Source organism: Methylocystis sp. (assembly GCF_051061285.1).
Lineage (GTDB): Bacteria > Pseudomonadota > Alphaproteobacteria > Rhizobiales > Beijerinckiaceae > Methylocystis.
Window position 1 is genome coordinate 1 of the sequence record NZ_JBPFEA010000002.1, and the last position, 13165, is coordinate 13165.

Consider the following 13165-nt stretch of genomic DNA (forward strand, 5'->3'; position numbering starts at 1 on the left):
AAAAGCTGGCGACGGCTGCAAGGACAAAATCAGTTGCCGAAGGTCGTCAGCGGTGTAACATTCCGCGACGGAATCGAAATCGCGTCCGAGAAGAAATCCGCCGCTTGATTCTCGCCGTCACCCAAAATCCAACATAGCTCGAAGACGCAGGCCGAGCAGGCGATCGCCAAAGCCGCCCACATGACGCAATGTTTCCAGTCGGGGCTGTTTCCCTTCGTCGACGCCGATGGAAAGCCGTCGCGCGTTCCGGCGCAATAGCGTCCATCGGCCGCCCACGAGCGTTAGTCGACCGCGATCATCACATCCGACGACTTGATGACCGCTTTGACCTTGGACCCTTCGCGGAGTCCAAGCTCCTCGACGGATTCGTTGGTGATTGAAGCTGTGACCGTCAATCCGTTGACGTCAATCGTCACATGCGCCGTGGTTGCGCCCTTCTGGATGTGCTTGACCGTCCCGGGAAGGCAGTTACGCGCGGAAATCTTCATACCGTCGGCTCCTAAGAAAAGCGGTTATCTCCATGGCCTCCCCTCGACGGCGCCCGACGTCGTTACGGCTGCGGCGTAATAATCAGCCGCTCTAGCCAGGTTTCCTTCGATGAAATGGGACTGCACGATCGCGTCTATATCATCGGCGACGCGCGGCGCATACCAAACGCCTGCTGCATAAACGACCAATAACTATTCAGTCTGTTGTAAATCTAGGCAGCAGCGCTCTCAAGGAACAATCCTCGTAGATATCGGTCGCGTGTCCGGCCCTCCGCGCCCCGTTCATCATAGATCGCGCTCAATACGTCGCGCCGCTGCGTAGCGGCGCGAGCGCGCTAGAAATGCACCGAGCGCGACAAAACCGCGCTATGGCGGCGAAATGCCGCATAACGCGCGGAAACCCTGCAATTCCGCTACCGGTTTGTTACGATGCGCGCGGCGCTTAGCGCGTCGCAAATCTTTACGCGGGCGTCCGCAAGGCGGCGTCAGTGTCGGTTGCGGCGAGAGCACGGTTTGGATGAGCCGATCGCCGATCAATCGGGCGGCGGCGCCGGAGGAGACGGCAGAAGGCGCAAGAGTTGATCAAGCATGCGCGCCGACGCTGATTTCGAGGCAATTGCAGGCCGTTGTTTTCATGATGCTAAGGGGAACAATGGCGGCATGGCACGATGTTTGCGTCAAAACTGTCGAAAACACCCACGCATGTCGTGAGGCTAAAAAGTATGGGTTTGCAGCTGGCAGGCGGCGCGTGCGCGCCGAAGGCGCGCGAATTCGATGTGAGAGACACTGCTCTCGTCGGCATCTACGAAATATCGAAGCTCCTGGCGTCGCCAAACCGTCTGGAAACCACGCTTGCGGGCGTGCTGGCGCTGCTTTCGAGCTTTCTTGATATGCGCCATGGCTTGGTCGCGCTGCTCGACGCGGCGGGCGGGCCCGAGGTTGTGGTCGGTTCGGGCTGGAGCGAAGATTCCGCTAAGCGTTTCTTCGACCGGCTGCCGGAACGCGCCGTGGGGCAGATCGTCGCGACGAAAATGCCGCTCGTCGTCGAGAACGTCGCAGCCTCACCGCTCTTCCAAGGCTCCGACTTTTCCGAATGGGGACCGACCGACGGCCGGCCTTTCTCACTGATCGGCGTCCCTATCAAGGAGGGCGACGCCGTTGTCGGCACGCTGACGGTGGATCGCGTCTACGACGATCGTTCGGTGACGCTGTTCGACCATGACGTGCGCTTCCTGACGATGATCGCCAATCTCGTCGGCCAGACCCTTCGACTGCACAAACTCATCGCACGCGACCGTGAACGTTTGATGCAGGAAAAAGCCTGGCTCGAAAAAGGCGACCGCCTTCCGCAGATTGAAGCCAAGATCAGCGGCATCAACGGCGTTGTCGGCAACAGCCCGGCGCTGCGCGCGGTGATCGATAAGATTCGCGTCGTCGCCAAGGCCAAGTCCACCGTCCTTCTGCGCGGCGAATCGGGCACCGGCAAGGAGCTGTTTGCCGCGGCGATACACAATCTCTCGCCGCGCCGCTCAAAACCATTCATCAAGCTGAATTGCGCGGCTCTCCCCGAGAGCGTGCTGGAGTCGGAGCTCTTCGGCCATGAGCGCGGCGCTTTCACCGGCGCAGTGAACATGCGCAAGGGCCGTTTCGAACTGGCCGACGGCGGCACATTGTTTCTGGACGAGATCGGCGAAATCACGCCGGCGTTTCAGGCTAAGCTGCTGCGCGTTTTACAGGAAGGCGAATTCGAACGGGTGGGCGGCACGCGCACGCAGAAGGTCGACGTTCGACTCGTGTGCGCGACGAACAAAAATCTCGAAGAGGCGGTCAAGCGCAATGAATTTCGCGCCGATTTGTACTATCGCATCAGCGTCGTGCCCATCTTCGTGCCGCCGCTGCGCGACCGCAAGGGCGATCTCGAACCTCTCGCCAACGAATTTCTGCGTCGCTTTAATGCGGAGCAAGGCGGACGGCTGAGCTTTTCGGAGTCGGCCCTGCATGTGCTCACCGCCTGCGCCTTTCCGGGCAACATCCGAGAGCTGGAAAACTGCGTGTTTCGGACGGCGACTTTGGCGCAAGGGAATGTCATCACCGACAAGGACTTCTCCTGTCGCAACGACGGCTGTCTCTCTTCGGTGCTTTGGAGCGGCTCGCTGGAGCGTTCAGCGCCTCATGCGCCGGTCGCAATCTTGCCGACCCTGGTGCCGCCGCCGCGCGACCGTCAGCCTGCGCCGCCGCCGCCGCCTATGACGACCAGTGAGCGCCCCAACGCCGACTCTTCGCCCGAGACCTGTCCCGGCGCCGAAAATTGCACCGCCGTGGAGCGTGACGGGCCTTCCGATCGCGAACGATTGGTCGACGCCATGGAGCGCGCGGGCTGGGTCAAGGCGAAGGCGGCGCGGCTGCTTGGACTCACCCCTCGTCAGATCGGTTACGCGCTGCAAAAGCATGGCGTCGAAGTAAAAAAGTTCTGAGCGCCTCGGCGCCTGGCGAGGAGTTCGGCGATTTGCCAAAAAGCGACAATCGTGGCGTGCCGTCGGTCCTCAGCGAGCGCCGCGCGCCAAGGCCGGCGCGCCTCGCCCTTTCAGCAGTCGCCCGCATCAATTGAGACGTCGGCGATCATCTCGCCCTTATTGTCCTTCAGCGAATATCTGATGATGGCGCCGCTTGAGCGGTGATTCGGCATCGTCAAACATACGCGCTCCTGCAGCTGGGTCTTCAATTCGGCGAGCTTCTTGGCATTGCCGATCAGAGTTCTCGCCGCGTCATCGTCAACGATCGTATAGCTGTAATTGAAGGCGTTGCCCGGACCCGCGGTCGCCTTATCGAGACGAACGCCCTCGCTGACCATTTCTGGAAGCGTCGCGTTCACCTCCGCGGCTTCGCGCTCCAAAGCCAGCGAAAGAGGCTCCAGCGGCTCATCGACATTAAGGCTTTCCCGATATTGCCTCGCGAGAAGGAAAGCCGTCGCCACGATAACGATCAGCGCGGCCGCTTCCCAGACTCCCATCCATGATTTCGTATCGCTCTCGTCCCTCACGGCGCCCTCGCTCCAACCCGCGTCGATTTTGTCTCGACCAAGCGCGTTGCGCAAGACGGCGGCCATATTAGTTTTTCAGTGCACCTTGAATTCCTTGTCTAGGAGCTTCAACTCAGCTGGTTTGATGAGGTTCGAATGCGCGACGGTGACGGAATGCAGCGGGCCATCGAGGCTGCGCATCCAGAAATCGAGAAATTTGCGCAGCTCTGGAAACTCGGGATGAAGGTCATATTCCTGCCAGATGTAGGATTGGATGATCTTCGGATAGTCCGGCAGACGATAGAGAATATTCGCCGTCGTCAGGCCGTAGCCTTGAAGCTGCAAACGGAAGCCGCTGGACGCCATGGCCTGCTCCTTGACGATCTGATTCCTTTCAGATTAGGAGCAAATCCTCGGAGCGCAAGCGCCAGGAAAGGCAAAGGCCTGAAAAAACAATATGCTATCAGCAGCCGTGCGTGAGTGCCAAAAATGCAGCGCTCAATGCCGGCGCAGCTCAGAGAAGTCTGCGTTCGGAAGGCAGGCAGAAAACCGCGGCGCCGTCGCAAGCGACGGCGCCGCTCAGTTTACTCGGTCGACCAGGCGCGGCCTGCTGCTTCAGGTTAGGCGAGCCCGATATCGAACTGGCGCGACAGGCTGATCAGATCTCAGCCGATTCGTAGCTGGTGATTTCCATACCGACGCAGATTTCGACGATGATCGGTTGCGACCAGGCCATGGCGTTGCTCCTCCAATTTACGTAGTCCGCCCGACACGACGGCTCCGGCAGAGAATAATGAAGGGCGCGTATCGTTACACCTTCAAAATTTCACCATCCACGCTTCCAAAATTTCCCGCTCCGGACGGGGGTCGGGCGCATATGCTCCTTGTCTCAAATCACTCGCCGTCGTCCCGCAGCGGAAGCGACACCGTAATCCGCGTGCCGCCGCACTCCCGCCTTTCGATTCGCTGCGCGCCGCCGAGCGCGCGCACGCGCTCATTCATGCCAAGCAGACCCATGCCTGGAGCAAAGCGTTCCGCAACGCCGACGCCATTGTCCGCGATCGTGATTTTCAGTTGGGGCGGCGCTTCCGCGTCGAACCCGGAGGAGTCCGCTGACGCGTCCAAGCCGAATTCCAGAGTGACTTCGCCCTTATCCGCGCCCGCGTGGCGGAAGATATTGGTTACGCCCTCCTGCACCACACGGTAGGCCGCCAGCGCCGTCTCCTCGTCGAGGGACGAGAGATCGTGGCGAGCGACGAGCCGCAGATCGACCTCGGGATGGGTAAGCGCCCATGAGGCGAAGAGCGCCTTAAGCGCCGGTTCCAGACCAAGTTCCTCGAGGCCTTTTGGCCGCAGCCGTCCAAGCAGGCCTCTGAACAGCGCTTGAAGCGACTCGCTCGCCTTGTCGATCGTTACGCTCATCTGTCTCAGTCGGCCCAGATCGGGAGCGGGATGCGAGAGAAGCTCCTGTAGCGCGGCAGACGTTGCGCGTATCGAAAACAGACAAGGACCGGCTTCGTCATGCAGATCGCGCGCGATATCCTTGCGCTCGCCTTCCTGCACCTGAAAAAGCCTATCGACGAGTTCGCGATTCTCCTGCTTGACGCGATCGAGCGTCGCGCCGAGCGAATTCAGGGCGGCGGCGATCGATCGGAATTCCGTCGCGCCGCTGACCGACAGGCGCACCCCGTTCTTGCCAGCCTCCAATTGCGCCAGGCCGGACTTCAGCGCATCGAAAGGCGCAAGCGAGGAGCGCAGGAACAGGAGCACGAGCGTCAGGAAGATGATCGTGACCGCGAGGCTGATCGCCGCAAGCCATAGCATGTCGGACCAGATCTCTTCGAGTTCGTCGAAGGGGTTCGAAATCACCACAATATTGCTGTAGGCGCGCCCGCCGACGATCACGGGAATTGTCAACACGCGCGGCGAGGCGCCAACGAGCTTCACAAACCATTCAGGAACTCCGCGATCGGAACGACGGATCTTGTCTAACCAATCGTGAGGCGCAGTCTCGTTTGGGGCAAGGATCTCAACATCGGCATGGCGAAGGTTCCCCAGCGACGCGTAGAGACGCCGCAATGCGGGGAGCGGATCTTCGTTTTCGGGAAGATTTGCAATCGTTGTTAGGACAACCTCCCGCATCAATCTGAGATTACTTCCCGCTTCCGCGCGCACGCGCGGGCCGGCGTGAAGAAGCTGGATTGCAAGATTGATCAGCAACGTCGCGATGAGCACGACGCCAATCAATCCGCCCAGTCTGGCTTTGAGCGAAACCCCGCGCATGATGAACGCCCTCGTCTCCATGCTTAACCGTTGAGGTCCATTTACAGTCGATTGACAAGACTCGCGGTTTTCACAACATAGGTTCAGGCTCTCAAACAAGCGAATAAGGATGCGCATTCTCATCGTCGACGACCACCCCATGGTGATCGAGGGCTGCCGCGGCATGCTTTCGGGACAAAAAGACATCGAAGTGCTCGAGGCTCATGACGCCAACGAGGCGCTTGACTCCTACGCGTCCGCAGCGCCCGACGTCGTGGTGCTCGACATTAATCTACCCGGCGTCTCCGGCTTCGAACTGCTGCGCCGCATCTTGAAGCGGGACGCGAACGCTCAAATCATCGTTTTCAGCATGAACGACGATCCGGTATTCGCGGCGCGGGCGATCGAGGGCGGGGCGCGCGGCTATGTCGCGAAGAATGAGGACCCACGCGTCTTTATCAAGGCGATCCGCGCCGTCGCGGCGGGCGAGCGCTATCTGTCAAACACTCTCGCGCTGAAGCTCGCCTTCGCCGACCAGAGCCGCGCGAGCAACCCCCTCGACGCGCTGAACGGCCGGGAAATCGAGATCCTGCGCAATCTCGCCGACGGCAAGGATATGACCGAGATCGCGCATATTCTGAAGGTCTCCTACAAGACCGTCGCGAATAATTGCATTCTGCTCAAGCGCAAGCTCGGCGCGCGTTCGAAAGCGGATCTTCTGCGTATCGCCGTCGAAAACAAGGTTGCGATGAAACTTGTCTAGAGCAGGTTCCGAAAAAGTTGACAGACTTTTTCGATGAAAACCTGCTCCAACATTCCTTGTTTGAGCGATTCCTTATCGATCACATGTTCCATGTGATCGGGAAGCGCTCTAGGCGCCGCTATCTGAATTGCTTCTGCGTTCGATAACGGGCGGCGAGCATCCTCAGCGCGTCCTCCCGTTCAACTCCGCTGTGGCGCAGATTGTAATAGTGCTGGCAGACCTCGCCATAGGTCTGCTTTTGGCCGGCGGTCACGGCAACCTCTACGAGCGAGTTGATCAGCTGCGCAAAGTGCTCGGCATGGCCGTCGACCGCGAGCATCTGCCCGACCTGAGCGGTGCGGTTGGCGAGCATGCGGTCGGACTCGAGGAAATGCGGCTGCGCCGAGAGCAGCGCCGCGCGTATGCGCTCGACCGCAGGTTCGCGCAGGCCGACAGCGCCGCCGGCTTCGCGTTGCGCCAGCCAGAGCGCAGGTTCCGTGCGATCGGTGGCGCGCAACCAGACGTCGGCGCCGTTACGAGCCTCGGACTCGATCAGATCATCCTTCTCAGCGGCGCGCCGCTCTTCGCCACATGAGGCGAAGAGCGCGCAGACGCCTGCAAGAATGATCGCTTCGCGAAAGCGCATCGCGGCGCTACTTCCCTTCCACTTTCTTCTTCAAGCCCTGAAGACCGTTGCGTAAATAGCTCGCCATCGCCATGCGGGCGGCGTCATCATTGAGGTTTTCCGGCGGCTCATTGCTGGTGTCGCCGCGATAGAGACGGCCATACCATTTCACCAGACTTCCTCCCGCCGACGCAGGTTCGATCGTGAAGGTGACGGTGTAGGAACTCACGGGCAGCGCATCGAGATTTGGATCAGACATGCGCCAGGACAGCTTGAATGCCGAGACGTCATATTCGTCGAGTCCTTCCTTCAGAACGCCGCCCTTCTTGAGCGTTATTTCGCGCTCCGCGCCGGCGGCGTCTCCACCCTTGGCGGCTACGCTCTGAACGTCAGGATGCCAGTTCGCGAGCCCGTCGAACTTACCGGCCACAGCCCACACGGCCTTGGGATCGGCGGCGATGACGATCGACTCGTCGACTTTGATCGGCGTCGGACCGTGCGCGAGCGCGGGCGCGCAAATCAGAAGGGCGAAGAGCCCCAGCAGCTTCCTCATTTGGATCTCCTTGGTTGTGGAAAGCGGTAGAACGGCGCGGCGCGGCGCATCTGAAGGAAAGCCTGCGCGAGAAAAGTTGCGGCGGCGGCCACGGACGTGAGAACCGCAGCCGCAGCGCCAAAGAACGGGCGCAGGTCGAGCGCTGCTTGACGCGGTCGGACGGAGGCGACCGCGGCATAGTCCTTCCACAGTCGCTTGCCGTCTTCGAGATGGGCGTAGGAAAGCCCGGTCTTTTCGGCGAGCGAACGCAAATAGTCTTCCTTCACCGAAGACAGATGCTCGACGCCGATCGCCGCACTCGCGCCGAAAGGCGCGTTGCGGGCGTTGTAGCCCTCGCGCCGCTCTGCGCCTTCAGGCGGCAAGCCGAAACGGCTCTCGTGCGGAACGTCATCGGCGCCGAGGAATCCGACCTCGCGGCCCCTATCGTCAAATTTCGGAATGGGCGAAAGCTCATCGCCGCCGACGCCGACGATCAGGCCACGCACCTCGCCCGCTCGCCCTTCGAAGGTCGGCGCGCCGCGCGCGGGAAGCGGCGGGGCCTCCTGGCCATCGCTGAAAAACAGCAGGTCGCTTTTCAATTCCCTCGCCATAGCGATCGCGCGGAAAAGTCCTGCGGATATTCGGCTGTCGCCTTCCCAGGCCATGCGCCAGTTGAGCGCCTCAATCGAAGCTTGCAGAGGCGTGAAATCTGCGCACACGTCGATCGGTTCGAACAGCAGGAATGGCCTGCGTTCGGTAAAAATGCCGAGTGCGACATGTGATGGACAGGGCAATTCCGCGAGCATGGCGCGAAGCGCGGCTTTCACGGCGTCGAGACGGCTGACCGGCCGGCCGGAGGCGGCGTAATCGCGAACGTTCATGCTGCCGGTGATGTCGACGATGGCGAGAAAATCGAATGACGGCCGCCGGATCATAATCTTTGGCGCGAAAAACGTGGCTGCGAGCGACAGCGTCGCTAACGCGAGAAGAGCGACGCGAGGATCGCGCACATCCGGGCGCATCATGGCAGTCCTTTCGGTTTGCCGGGAATATCGGTCCAGAGCTTCTTGGGATCGGCGCTCAATTCGTCGCCGCTCTTTCTTTCGAAATCCGGAAAATCCCGGACAAGCCGCGCCGCGACGTCGAGATTGAACTTCGCGTCCCAATAGTCGGGCGCGAGCTGCAGCGCACGTCGATATTCGCGCTTGGCGAGATTGACAAACGGGTTGGCCGCTTCGAGTTGCGAGCGTTCGATATGATCGAACGCCTTGCGCAGAAGCGCGTTCGCCAAAAGATAATGACCCCGCGCGCGCGCCTCGATGCTCCCGCTACGATCGAGCGCCTCCACCAAGGCTCGGGCGCGATCAACTTCGCTTCGCGCCGCAAGAAAGGCGACGCGCGCGAGAATCGTTTCCGGCCTATCGTTTGCGGCGACGGCGACGTCACGGCCCTCGCGCAGGGCCTCTATCGTATCGTTGGCGTCGATGGCGACGCGCCATTCGGCGAGCAATGCAGCCGTCGTGAGGATAAGCGCGAGAAAGATCGCGACCAGAAGCGACGATTTCGTTTCGCGCCAAAGCGCGCGCGCCTTGTTGCGCACAATCGTGATCCTCGTCGCGAAGGCCCTCATCGCGCGTTGTCCCCGACGCTCAGCCTGACCTCTGCGAGCTTCGCCGCGAGGAGAAGCAGCGTCGCGGCGAGCGCCAGCCCGAAGCCCCACGCGCTCAGATCCGTGCGCGGCAATTTTTCGACATATCGGACGGGATGGCGTTCGAGCCTGTCGATCTGCTTTAAGGCCTCCTCCGTCGCCTCGACGCCTTCAACCTCGAAGGCCTGGTAAGGAACGCCGAGCGATTTGAAGAAGAGATCGAGATGGCGTTCCGGCGCGGCCTGTGGCGATTCATCATCGCCGGCCGGCTGATCGGAGATGCCTCGGCTGCCTTGGGTGCGCAAGAACAGCCAGTAAAGGCTGACGTTCGTCTTGCGGAATTCCGCCTTCAAATCGTCGCGCAGCTTTGGATCGATGACGCCCGCGCCGTCGGATATCAGCAGGACCGCGCGCGACAGATCAGCCTGGCTCGTTTTGAACATCGAGAGCGCCATGGCGAGCCCACGCGCAATATTCGTATAGTCGAGGCCCGGGCGGTCGATTGCGTCGATTGCGGCTTCGGTGGCGCCGATGTGGTCCGAAATCGGCGTCACCAGCATCGGCGCCGTCGAAAACGCCGCAACGCCCACGAGATCGTGACGGCGCGCTTCGACAAAGCGCTTGAGAATGCGCCTCGCCGCCGCGGCCTTCGACTCTTCGCCCCCAGACGGCGTTCGCCCCGCGAAGGTCTCGTTCATGCTGCCGCTGCGGTCGATCAGCATGACGATCTGCGCGCCCTCGGAAAAGCGCTCGACATCCGCGCCTGCGACATAGGGGCCGGCCGCGCCGAATAGGCTCGCGCCAATCGCGACGATGCCGCCAAGCTTCATGACACTGCCGGCTACGGCGGAAAGACTGTCGGCGGGCGCCGCGAGGAGCGAGGGTATCGTCGCGCCACGCAGAACGGACCGCAGCAGTGGAAGCAGCGCCAGAGGCGCTAGGAACAGCGCCTCGAGGTGATCAAAGCCGACGGCGCTCATCCTGAGCGCTCCCGCCTGGCGAGCTTGCCGACAAATTGCGCGAGCTGCTCGGCGGCAAAGTCGTCGTCATTGGAGCTTTCGCCGCCGAAAAAACGCCGCTTCGAAGTTTCGAAAAATCGCTCGAAATCGACGCGCAGCGGTTTGAATCCCGGATGTCTGCGGAGGAACTCCGGAACGTCGCCTGACAGCAGAATTGCGCCATTGGCCTGATCGAGCGCGCGATGCACCGATTGAATCGTCGCGGCCAGATTCGCGTCATCGGCGCCGCGCCGCGTCGAGATTTGACGCGCAAGCGCTGAGAAGATTCGCGCCTTCCGTTGCTGGAAGGGCGGCCAGGCGCGGTCCCGCGCGACGAGTGCGAGCGCCAGCAGGGCGGCGGCGCCTGCGCCGAAAACCAGACTGAGTGGCGTCGCCTCGTCAACGAATGACGGCGAACCGTCGGGACGCAGATAATCCGACGCCTGCTCTTGCTTCCGCGGCGCGACCTCCCGCAAAGGAGAAACGCCAATCCTCCATGCGGGAACGGCGACGGTCTGCGCGCCTGTCGCCGTCGAAATGGAGAGTTCGAACCCAGGAATCTCGATCTCACGCGCATCGAGCGCGACATAGAAATTCTGATATGTGAGATCGAGACGCCATAGGCGCCCGCCATTTTCTGACGTCTCGCTAAGTTTGACCCCCCGGAGATCGAGCGAACCGGTGAGCGGACCTGGATTGGGCAGGGACGCGCGCGAAAGCACGGCGTCCGCCGGCGCGGAGACGTCGATGCGCGCATGGATGAGATCGCCCACGAAATAGCCGAACGGGCGCGCTGAGTGGATGCGCACCGTCGTTTCCTGCGCAAATGCAGGAAACGTCGCGGCGAGCATGAGGGCGATACATGCCATGCGCATCGCAGGCCTCACGCCGCCGTCAGCCGCATGCTGAGATCATTGGCGTCAAAACTGTCCTGAATAAAAATTGGCGCGCGGCTGCGTCTTGAAGACGCGCGGGCGAGACTGCGCCGACGGAACTGCTCGGCTTCGACCCAGCGCCGCTGGAGCGCGGGCCGCATCAAGAGAAGCTGCCGGCGGCCGCTCTCGCTGTCGCAAAGCTCCAGCGCGCCCCATTTCGGCGGCGCGGCTTCGAGAGAGTCGATCAGAACGAGCGGCGCGACATCATGTAGTGAAAGCGCCTCGAACGCCTGCTCGATCAATTGCGCGGGCCAGCGAAAATCGGAAATGAGAAGCACCAGCTTGCGTGTGGCGCCGAGAGCCGCCGCGGCGTCGAGCACGCCTTTGGCGCTCGATCCGCCGGGCGTTTCGACGCCGAGCCTTTCGACGCCGGCGAGCGCCGTCCTTCTCGAACGGGTCGCCGGCAGCGTCGCGCGGCCGATCAGCGTTTCCTTGAAAGCGAACGCGCCAAAGCGATCGCCGTTGCGCGTCGCCGAATACGCCAGCGCGCCGCAAAGATCGACGGCGACCTGAAATCGGTTGACGGCTCCGGCGAACCCCATCGAGGCGGAAAGGTCCACGAGCGCGTAAACGTCGATCGCCGCCCTTTGCTCGAAGCGGCGCACATAGGTGACGCCGAACGGATCGCGCAGCGTCGCGCGAAGGTCGATGCGGCGGGCGTCCGGATAGCGCATGAAAGGCGCCTGGTCGCGAAAGACTCCAAAGCCGCCGACCTCACTCGACGTGTGAGCGCCGACGTGGTTGGCGGCAAAGCGACCGCGCGGTCGATATAGGATATCGACGACCGTATTCATGGAACGGGCGTCGCGTCGAAAGCCGCGCGGCACAGCCGCTTGACGATATCGTCGCCGCGCAAAGCGTGGATCGGATCGACAAAGATGCGGTGCGCCATGACTTCAATGAAGACATCGCGCACATCTTCTGGAATGAGATAATCGCGCTCCTCGAGCCAGGCGCGCACGCGCGCGGCGCGCACCAGCGCCGCCAATCCACGCGGACTCGCGCCGCCCTTGACGAGACTGTCGAGGTCGACGTCTTCCAGCGACACGCCGGCCGAACTTGGGTCGACAAGCGCCCGCCAGAGGTTCAGCACATAACGTTCAAGCGCTTCGCTCGATCTCACATGTGTTTGGATCGCGCGCGCAACAGCAGGCGTCTCGCGATAGTCCAGCGTTCCGGGGTTCACCCTCTCGAGCAGCGTTTCCGTATCATGGAACGCCGGATCGAAAACCAGCCTGCGGCGTGCATCCTCATCGTCCGGCGCGGCCATAAGAATTTCCATGAAAAATCTGTCGCGCGCGGCCGCCGGTAGTTCGAAGGTTTCTTCCCGCTCCACCATGTTCCGATCAGCGAACACATTTAGATACGGGAAGTGATGCTCGCGATTGAACGCCGATACGCTGCGTTCGGCCATCAGCCGCAGCAAAAGCGAATGAACTTGCGGGCGTGCGCGGTTGATCTCATTGAAGAAGAAGACCGGCAGCGTCTCCGCCAGGCGCAGAAGCTCGGATGGATCGACGCGCGGCCGACCGTCTTCGCCCAGATAGGTATGATAAAGAATGTCGCTCGGCATCATATCGACCGTGCCTTCGACGCGCGCGAAATCGCCGCCAAGCGCGCGCGACACGGAACGCAGCAGCGTCGTCTTGCCGACCCCGACATCGCCTTCGATCAGCACATGGCCGCGCGCGAAAATGCAGATCGTCACGAGCCTGACGACGCGCGCTTGCCCGATGACCGCCTTTTGAATTTCCTGTTCAAACTCTAGGGCGCGCGCGCGCCAATCGGAGAGCTTCTGGACGACGTGCAGAGTTTCGTTCAAGGCCTGACCTTAGCGCGCCAAACAAAAAGAGGCGGCCACGATCTCGGGAATGGGACCGACGCGCTGTTGTCGAATACGCCGGCTCCAGATCGTG

At 61.7% G+C, this 13165-nt stretch carries 15 protein-coding genes; 2 read left to right on the forward strand and 13 right to left on the reverse strand.

From position 1 onward, the window contains the following. Positions 1 to 281: 281 nt before the first annotated feature. Complete coding sequence (locus ACR65T_RS00035; RefSeq protein WP_014892067.1) at positions 282 to 488, reverse strand: TOBE domain-containing protein; 207 nt, start codon at positions 486 to 488, stop codon at positions 282 to 284. 722 nt (positions 489 to 1210) lie between these two features. On the opposite strand from ACR65T_RS00035, the gene nifA reads away from it, so the two are divergent. Beyond that, positions 1211 to 2962 (forward strand): nif-specific transcriptional activator NifA, encoded by a 1752-nt coding sequence (nifA, locus tag ACR65T_RS00040; RefSeq protein WP_434494574.1) that lies wholly within the window; start codon positions 1211 to 1213, stop codon positions 2960 to 2962. Positions 2963 to 3072: 110 nt separating this feature from the next. Here nifA and ACR65T_RS00045 read toward each other — a convergent pair whose 3' ends face one another. The 4 genes from ACR65T_RS00045 to ACR65T_RS00060 all read right to left on the reverse strand — a co-directional run bounded on the left by ACR65T_RS00045 (position 3073) and on the right by ACR65T_RS00060 (position 5790). Next, a complete protein-coding gene (locus ACR65T_RS00045) occupies positions 3073 to 3594 on the reverse strand; it encodes a hypothetical protein (protein WP_434494575.1) in 522 nt (173 codons plus the stop codon). Positions 3595 to 3603: 9 nt separating this feature from the next. Beyond that, positions 3604 to 3873, reverse strand: coding sequence for an usg protein (locus ACR65T_RS00050; protein ID WP_123174873.1), 270 nt, complete (start codon positions 3871 to 3873; stop codon positions 3604 to 3606). Positions 3874 to 4165: 292 nt separating this feature from the next. Continuing rightward, positions 4166 to 4243, reverse strand: a complete 78-nt coding sequence (pqqA, locus tag ACR65T_RS00055) for a pyrroloquinoline quinone precursor peptide PqqA (protein WP_083858813.1) — start codon at positions 4241 to 4243, stop codon at positions 4166 to 4168. 158 nt (positions 4244 to 4401) lie between these two features. Beyond that, positions 4402 to 5790: a histidine kinase gene (locus ACR65T_RS00060; protein ID WP_434494576.1), complete on the reverse strand. Its 1389-nt coding sequence runs from the start codon at positions 5788 to 5790 to the stop codon at positions 4402 to 4404. 109 nt (positions 5791 to 5899) lie between these two features. Between ACR65T_RS00060 and ACR65T_RS00065 the strand changes: the two genes are divergently transcribed. Then, positions 5900 to 6532: a response regulator transcription factor gene (locus ACR65T_RS00065; protein WP_434494577.1), complete on the forward strand. Its 633-nt coding sequence runs from the start codon at positions 5900 to 5902 to the stop codon at positions 6530 to 6532. Between the two features lie 118 nt (positions 6533 to 6650). Here the strand turns inward: ACR65T_RS00065 and ACR65T_RS00070 are convergent, their stop codons facing one another. From ACR65T_RS00070 to ACR65T_RS00105, 8 genes are read right to left on the reverse strand one after another with little or no spacing between them, the layout of a single operon-like run. Further along, the gene (locus ACR65T_RS00070) at positions 6651 to 7157 is read right to left on the reverse strand and encodes a hypothetical protein (RefSeq protein ID WP_434494578.1); all 507 of its coding nucleotides are present in this window, start codon (positions 7155 to 7157) and stop codon (positions 6651 to 6653) included. A 7-nt stretch (positions 7158 to 7164) separates the two neighbouring features. Then, positions 7165 to 7689, reverse strand: coding sequence for an SRPBCC family protein (locus ACR65T_RS00075; RefSeq protein ID WP_434494579.1), 525 nt, complete (start codon positions 7687 to 7689; stop codon positions 7165 to 7167). Then, positions 7686 to 8690: a vWA domain-containing protein gene (locus ACR65T_RS00080; protein WP_434494635.1), complete on the reverse strand. Its 1005-nt coding sequence runs from the start codon at positions 8688 to 8690 to the stop codon at positions 7686 to 7688. Before ACR65T_RS00080 ends, ACR65T_RS00075 begins: the two co-directional genes overlap by 4 nt. Next, positions 8690 to 9298 carry an MxaK protein gene (locus ACR65T_RS00085; protein WP_434494580.1) on the reverse strand — a complete coding sequence of 203 codons (609 nt, stop codon included), beginning with the start codon at positions 9296 to 9298 and terminating at the stop codon, positions 8690 to 8692. The genes ACR65T_RS00080 and ACR65T_RS00085 overlap by 1 nt, the downstream gene beginning before the upstream one ends. Then, a complete protein-coding gene (locus ACR65T_RS00090) occupies positions 9295 to 10296 on the reverse strand; it encodes a vWA domain-containing protein (protein ID WP_434494581.1) in 1002 nt (333 codons plus the stop codon). Before ACR65T_RS00090 ends, ACR65T_RS00085 begins: the two co-directional genes overlap by 4 nt. Beyond that, entirely contained in the window at positions 10293 to 11183 is an 891-nt protein-coding gene (locus ACR65T_RS00095; protein ID WP_434494582.1) for a nonribosomal peptide synthetase MxaA, read from the reverse strand. Before ACR65T_RS00095 ends, ACR65T_RS00090 begins: the two co-directional genes overlap by 4 nt. Before the next feature lie 14 nt (positions 11184 to 11197). Continuing rightward, positions 11198 to 12043, reverse strand: coding sequence for a DUF58 domain-containing protein (locus ACR65T_RS00100; RefSeq protein ID WP_434494583.1), 846 nt, complete (start codon positions 12041 to 12043; stop codon positions 11198 to 11200). Further along, entirely contained in the window at positions 12040 to 13071 is a 1032-nt protein-coding gene (locus ACR65T_RS00105) for an AAA family ATPase (protein ID WP_434494584.1), read from the reverse strand. The genes ACR65T_RS00100 and ACR65T_RS00105 overlap by 4 nt, the downstream gene beginning before the upstream one ends. Positions 13072 to 13165 lie beyond the last annotated feature (94 nt).

What these genes read in the sequence shown, in the direction of transcription:
- ACR65T_RS00035 (WP_014892067.1), bottom strand. Translation starts at nt 488, where the DNA reads ATGAAGATTTCCGCGCGTAACTGCCTTCCCGGGACGGTCAAGCACATC.
- nifA (WP_434494574.1), top strand. Translation starts at nt 1,211, where the DNA reads ATGGGTTTGCAGCTGGCAGGCGGCGCGTGCGCGCCGAAGGCGCGCGAA.
- ACR65T_RS00045 (WP_434494575.1), bottom strand. Translation starts at nt 3,594, where the DNA reads ATGGCCGCCGTCTTGCGCAACGCGCTTGGTCGAGACAAAATCGACGCG.
- ACR65T_RS00050 (WP_123174873.1), bottom strand. Translation starts at nt 3,873, where the DNA reads ATGGCGTCCAGCGGCTTCCGTTTGCAGCTTCAAGGCTACGGCCTGACG.
- pqqA (WP_083858813.1), bottom strand. Translation starts at nt 4,243, where the DNA reads ATGGCCTGGTCGCAACCGATCATCGTCGAAATCTGCGTCGGTATGGAA.
- ACR65T_RS00060 (WP_434494576.1), bottom strand. Translation starts at nt 5,790, where the DNA reads ATGCGCGGGGTTTCGCTCAAAGCCAGACTGGGCGGATTGATTGGCGTC.
- ACR65T_RS00065 (WP_434494577.1), top strand. Translation starts at nt 5,900, where the DNA reads ATGCGCATTCTCATCGTCGACGACCACCCCATGGTGATCGAGGGCTGC.
- ACR65T_RS00070 (WP_434494578.1), bottom strand. Translation starts at nt 7,157, where the DNA reads ATGCGCTTTCGCGAAGCGATCATTCTTGCAGGCGTCTGCGCGCTCTTC.
- ACR65T_RS00075 (WP_434494579.1), bottom strand. Translation starts at nt 7,689, where the DNA reads ATGAGGAAGCTGCTGGGGCTCTTCGCCCTTCTGATTTGCGCGCCCGCG.
- ACR65T_RS00080 (WP_434494635.1), bottom strand. Translation starts at nt 8,690, where the DNA reads ATGCGCCCGGATGTGCGCGATCCTCGCGTCGCTCTTCTCGCGTTAGCG.
- ACR65T_RS00085 (WP_434494580.1), bottom strand. Translation starts at nt 9,298, where the DNA reads ATGAGGGCCTTCGCGACGAGGATCACGATTGTGCGCAACAAGGCGCGC.
- ACR65T_RS00090 (WP_434494581.1), bottom strand. Translation starts at nt 10,296, where the DNA reads ATGAGCGCCGTCGGCTTTGATCACCTCGAGGCGCTGTTCCTAGCGCCT.
- ACR65T_RS00095 (WP_434494582.1), bottom strand. Translation starts at nt 11,183, where the DNA reads ATGGCATGTATCGCCCTCATGCTCGCCGCGACGTTTCCTGCATTTGCG.
- ACR65T_RS00100 (WP_434494583.1), bottom strand. Translation starts at nt 12,043, where the DNA reads ATGAATACGGTCGTCGATATCCTATATCGACCGCGCGGTCGCTTTGCC.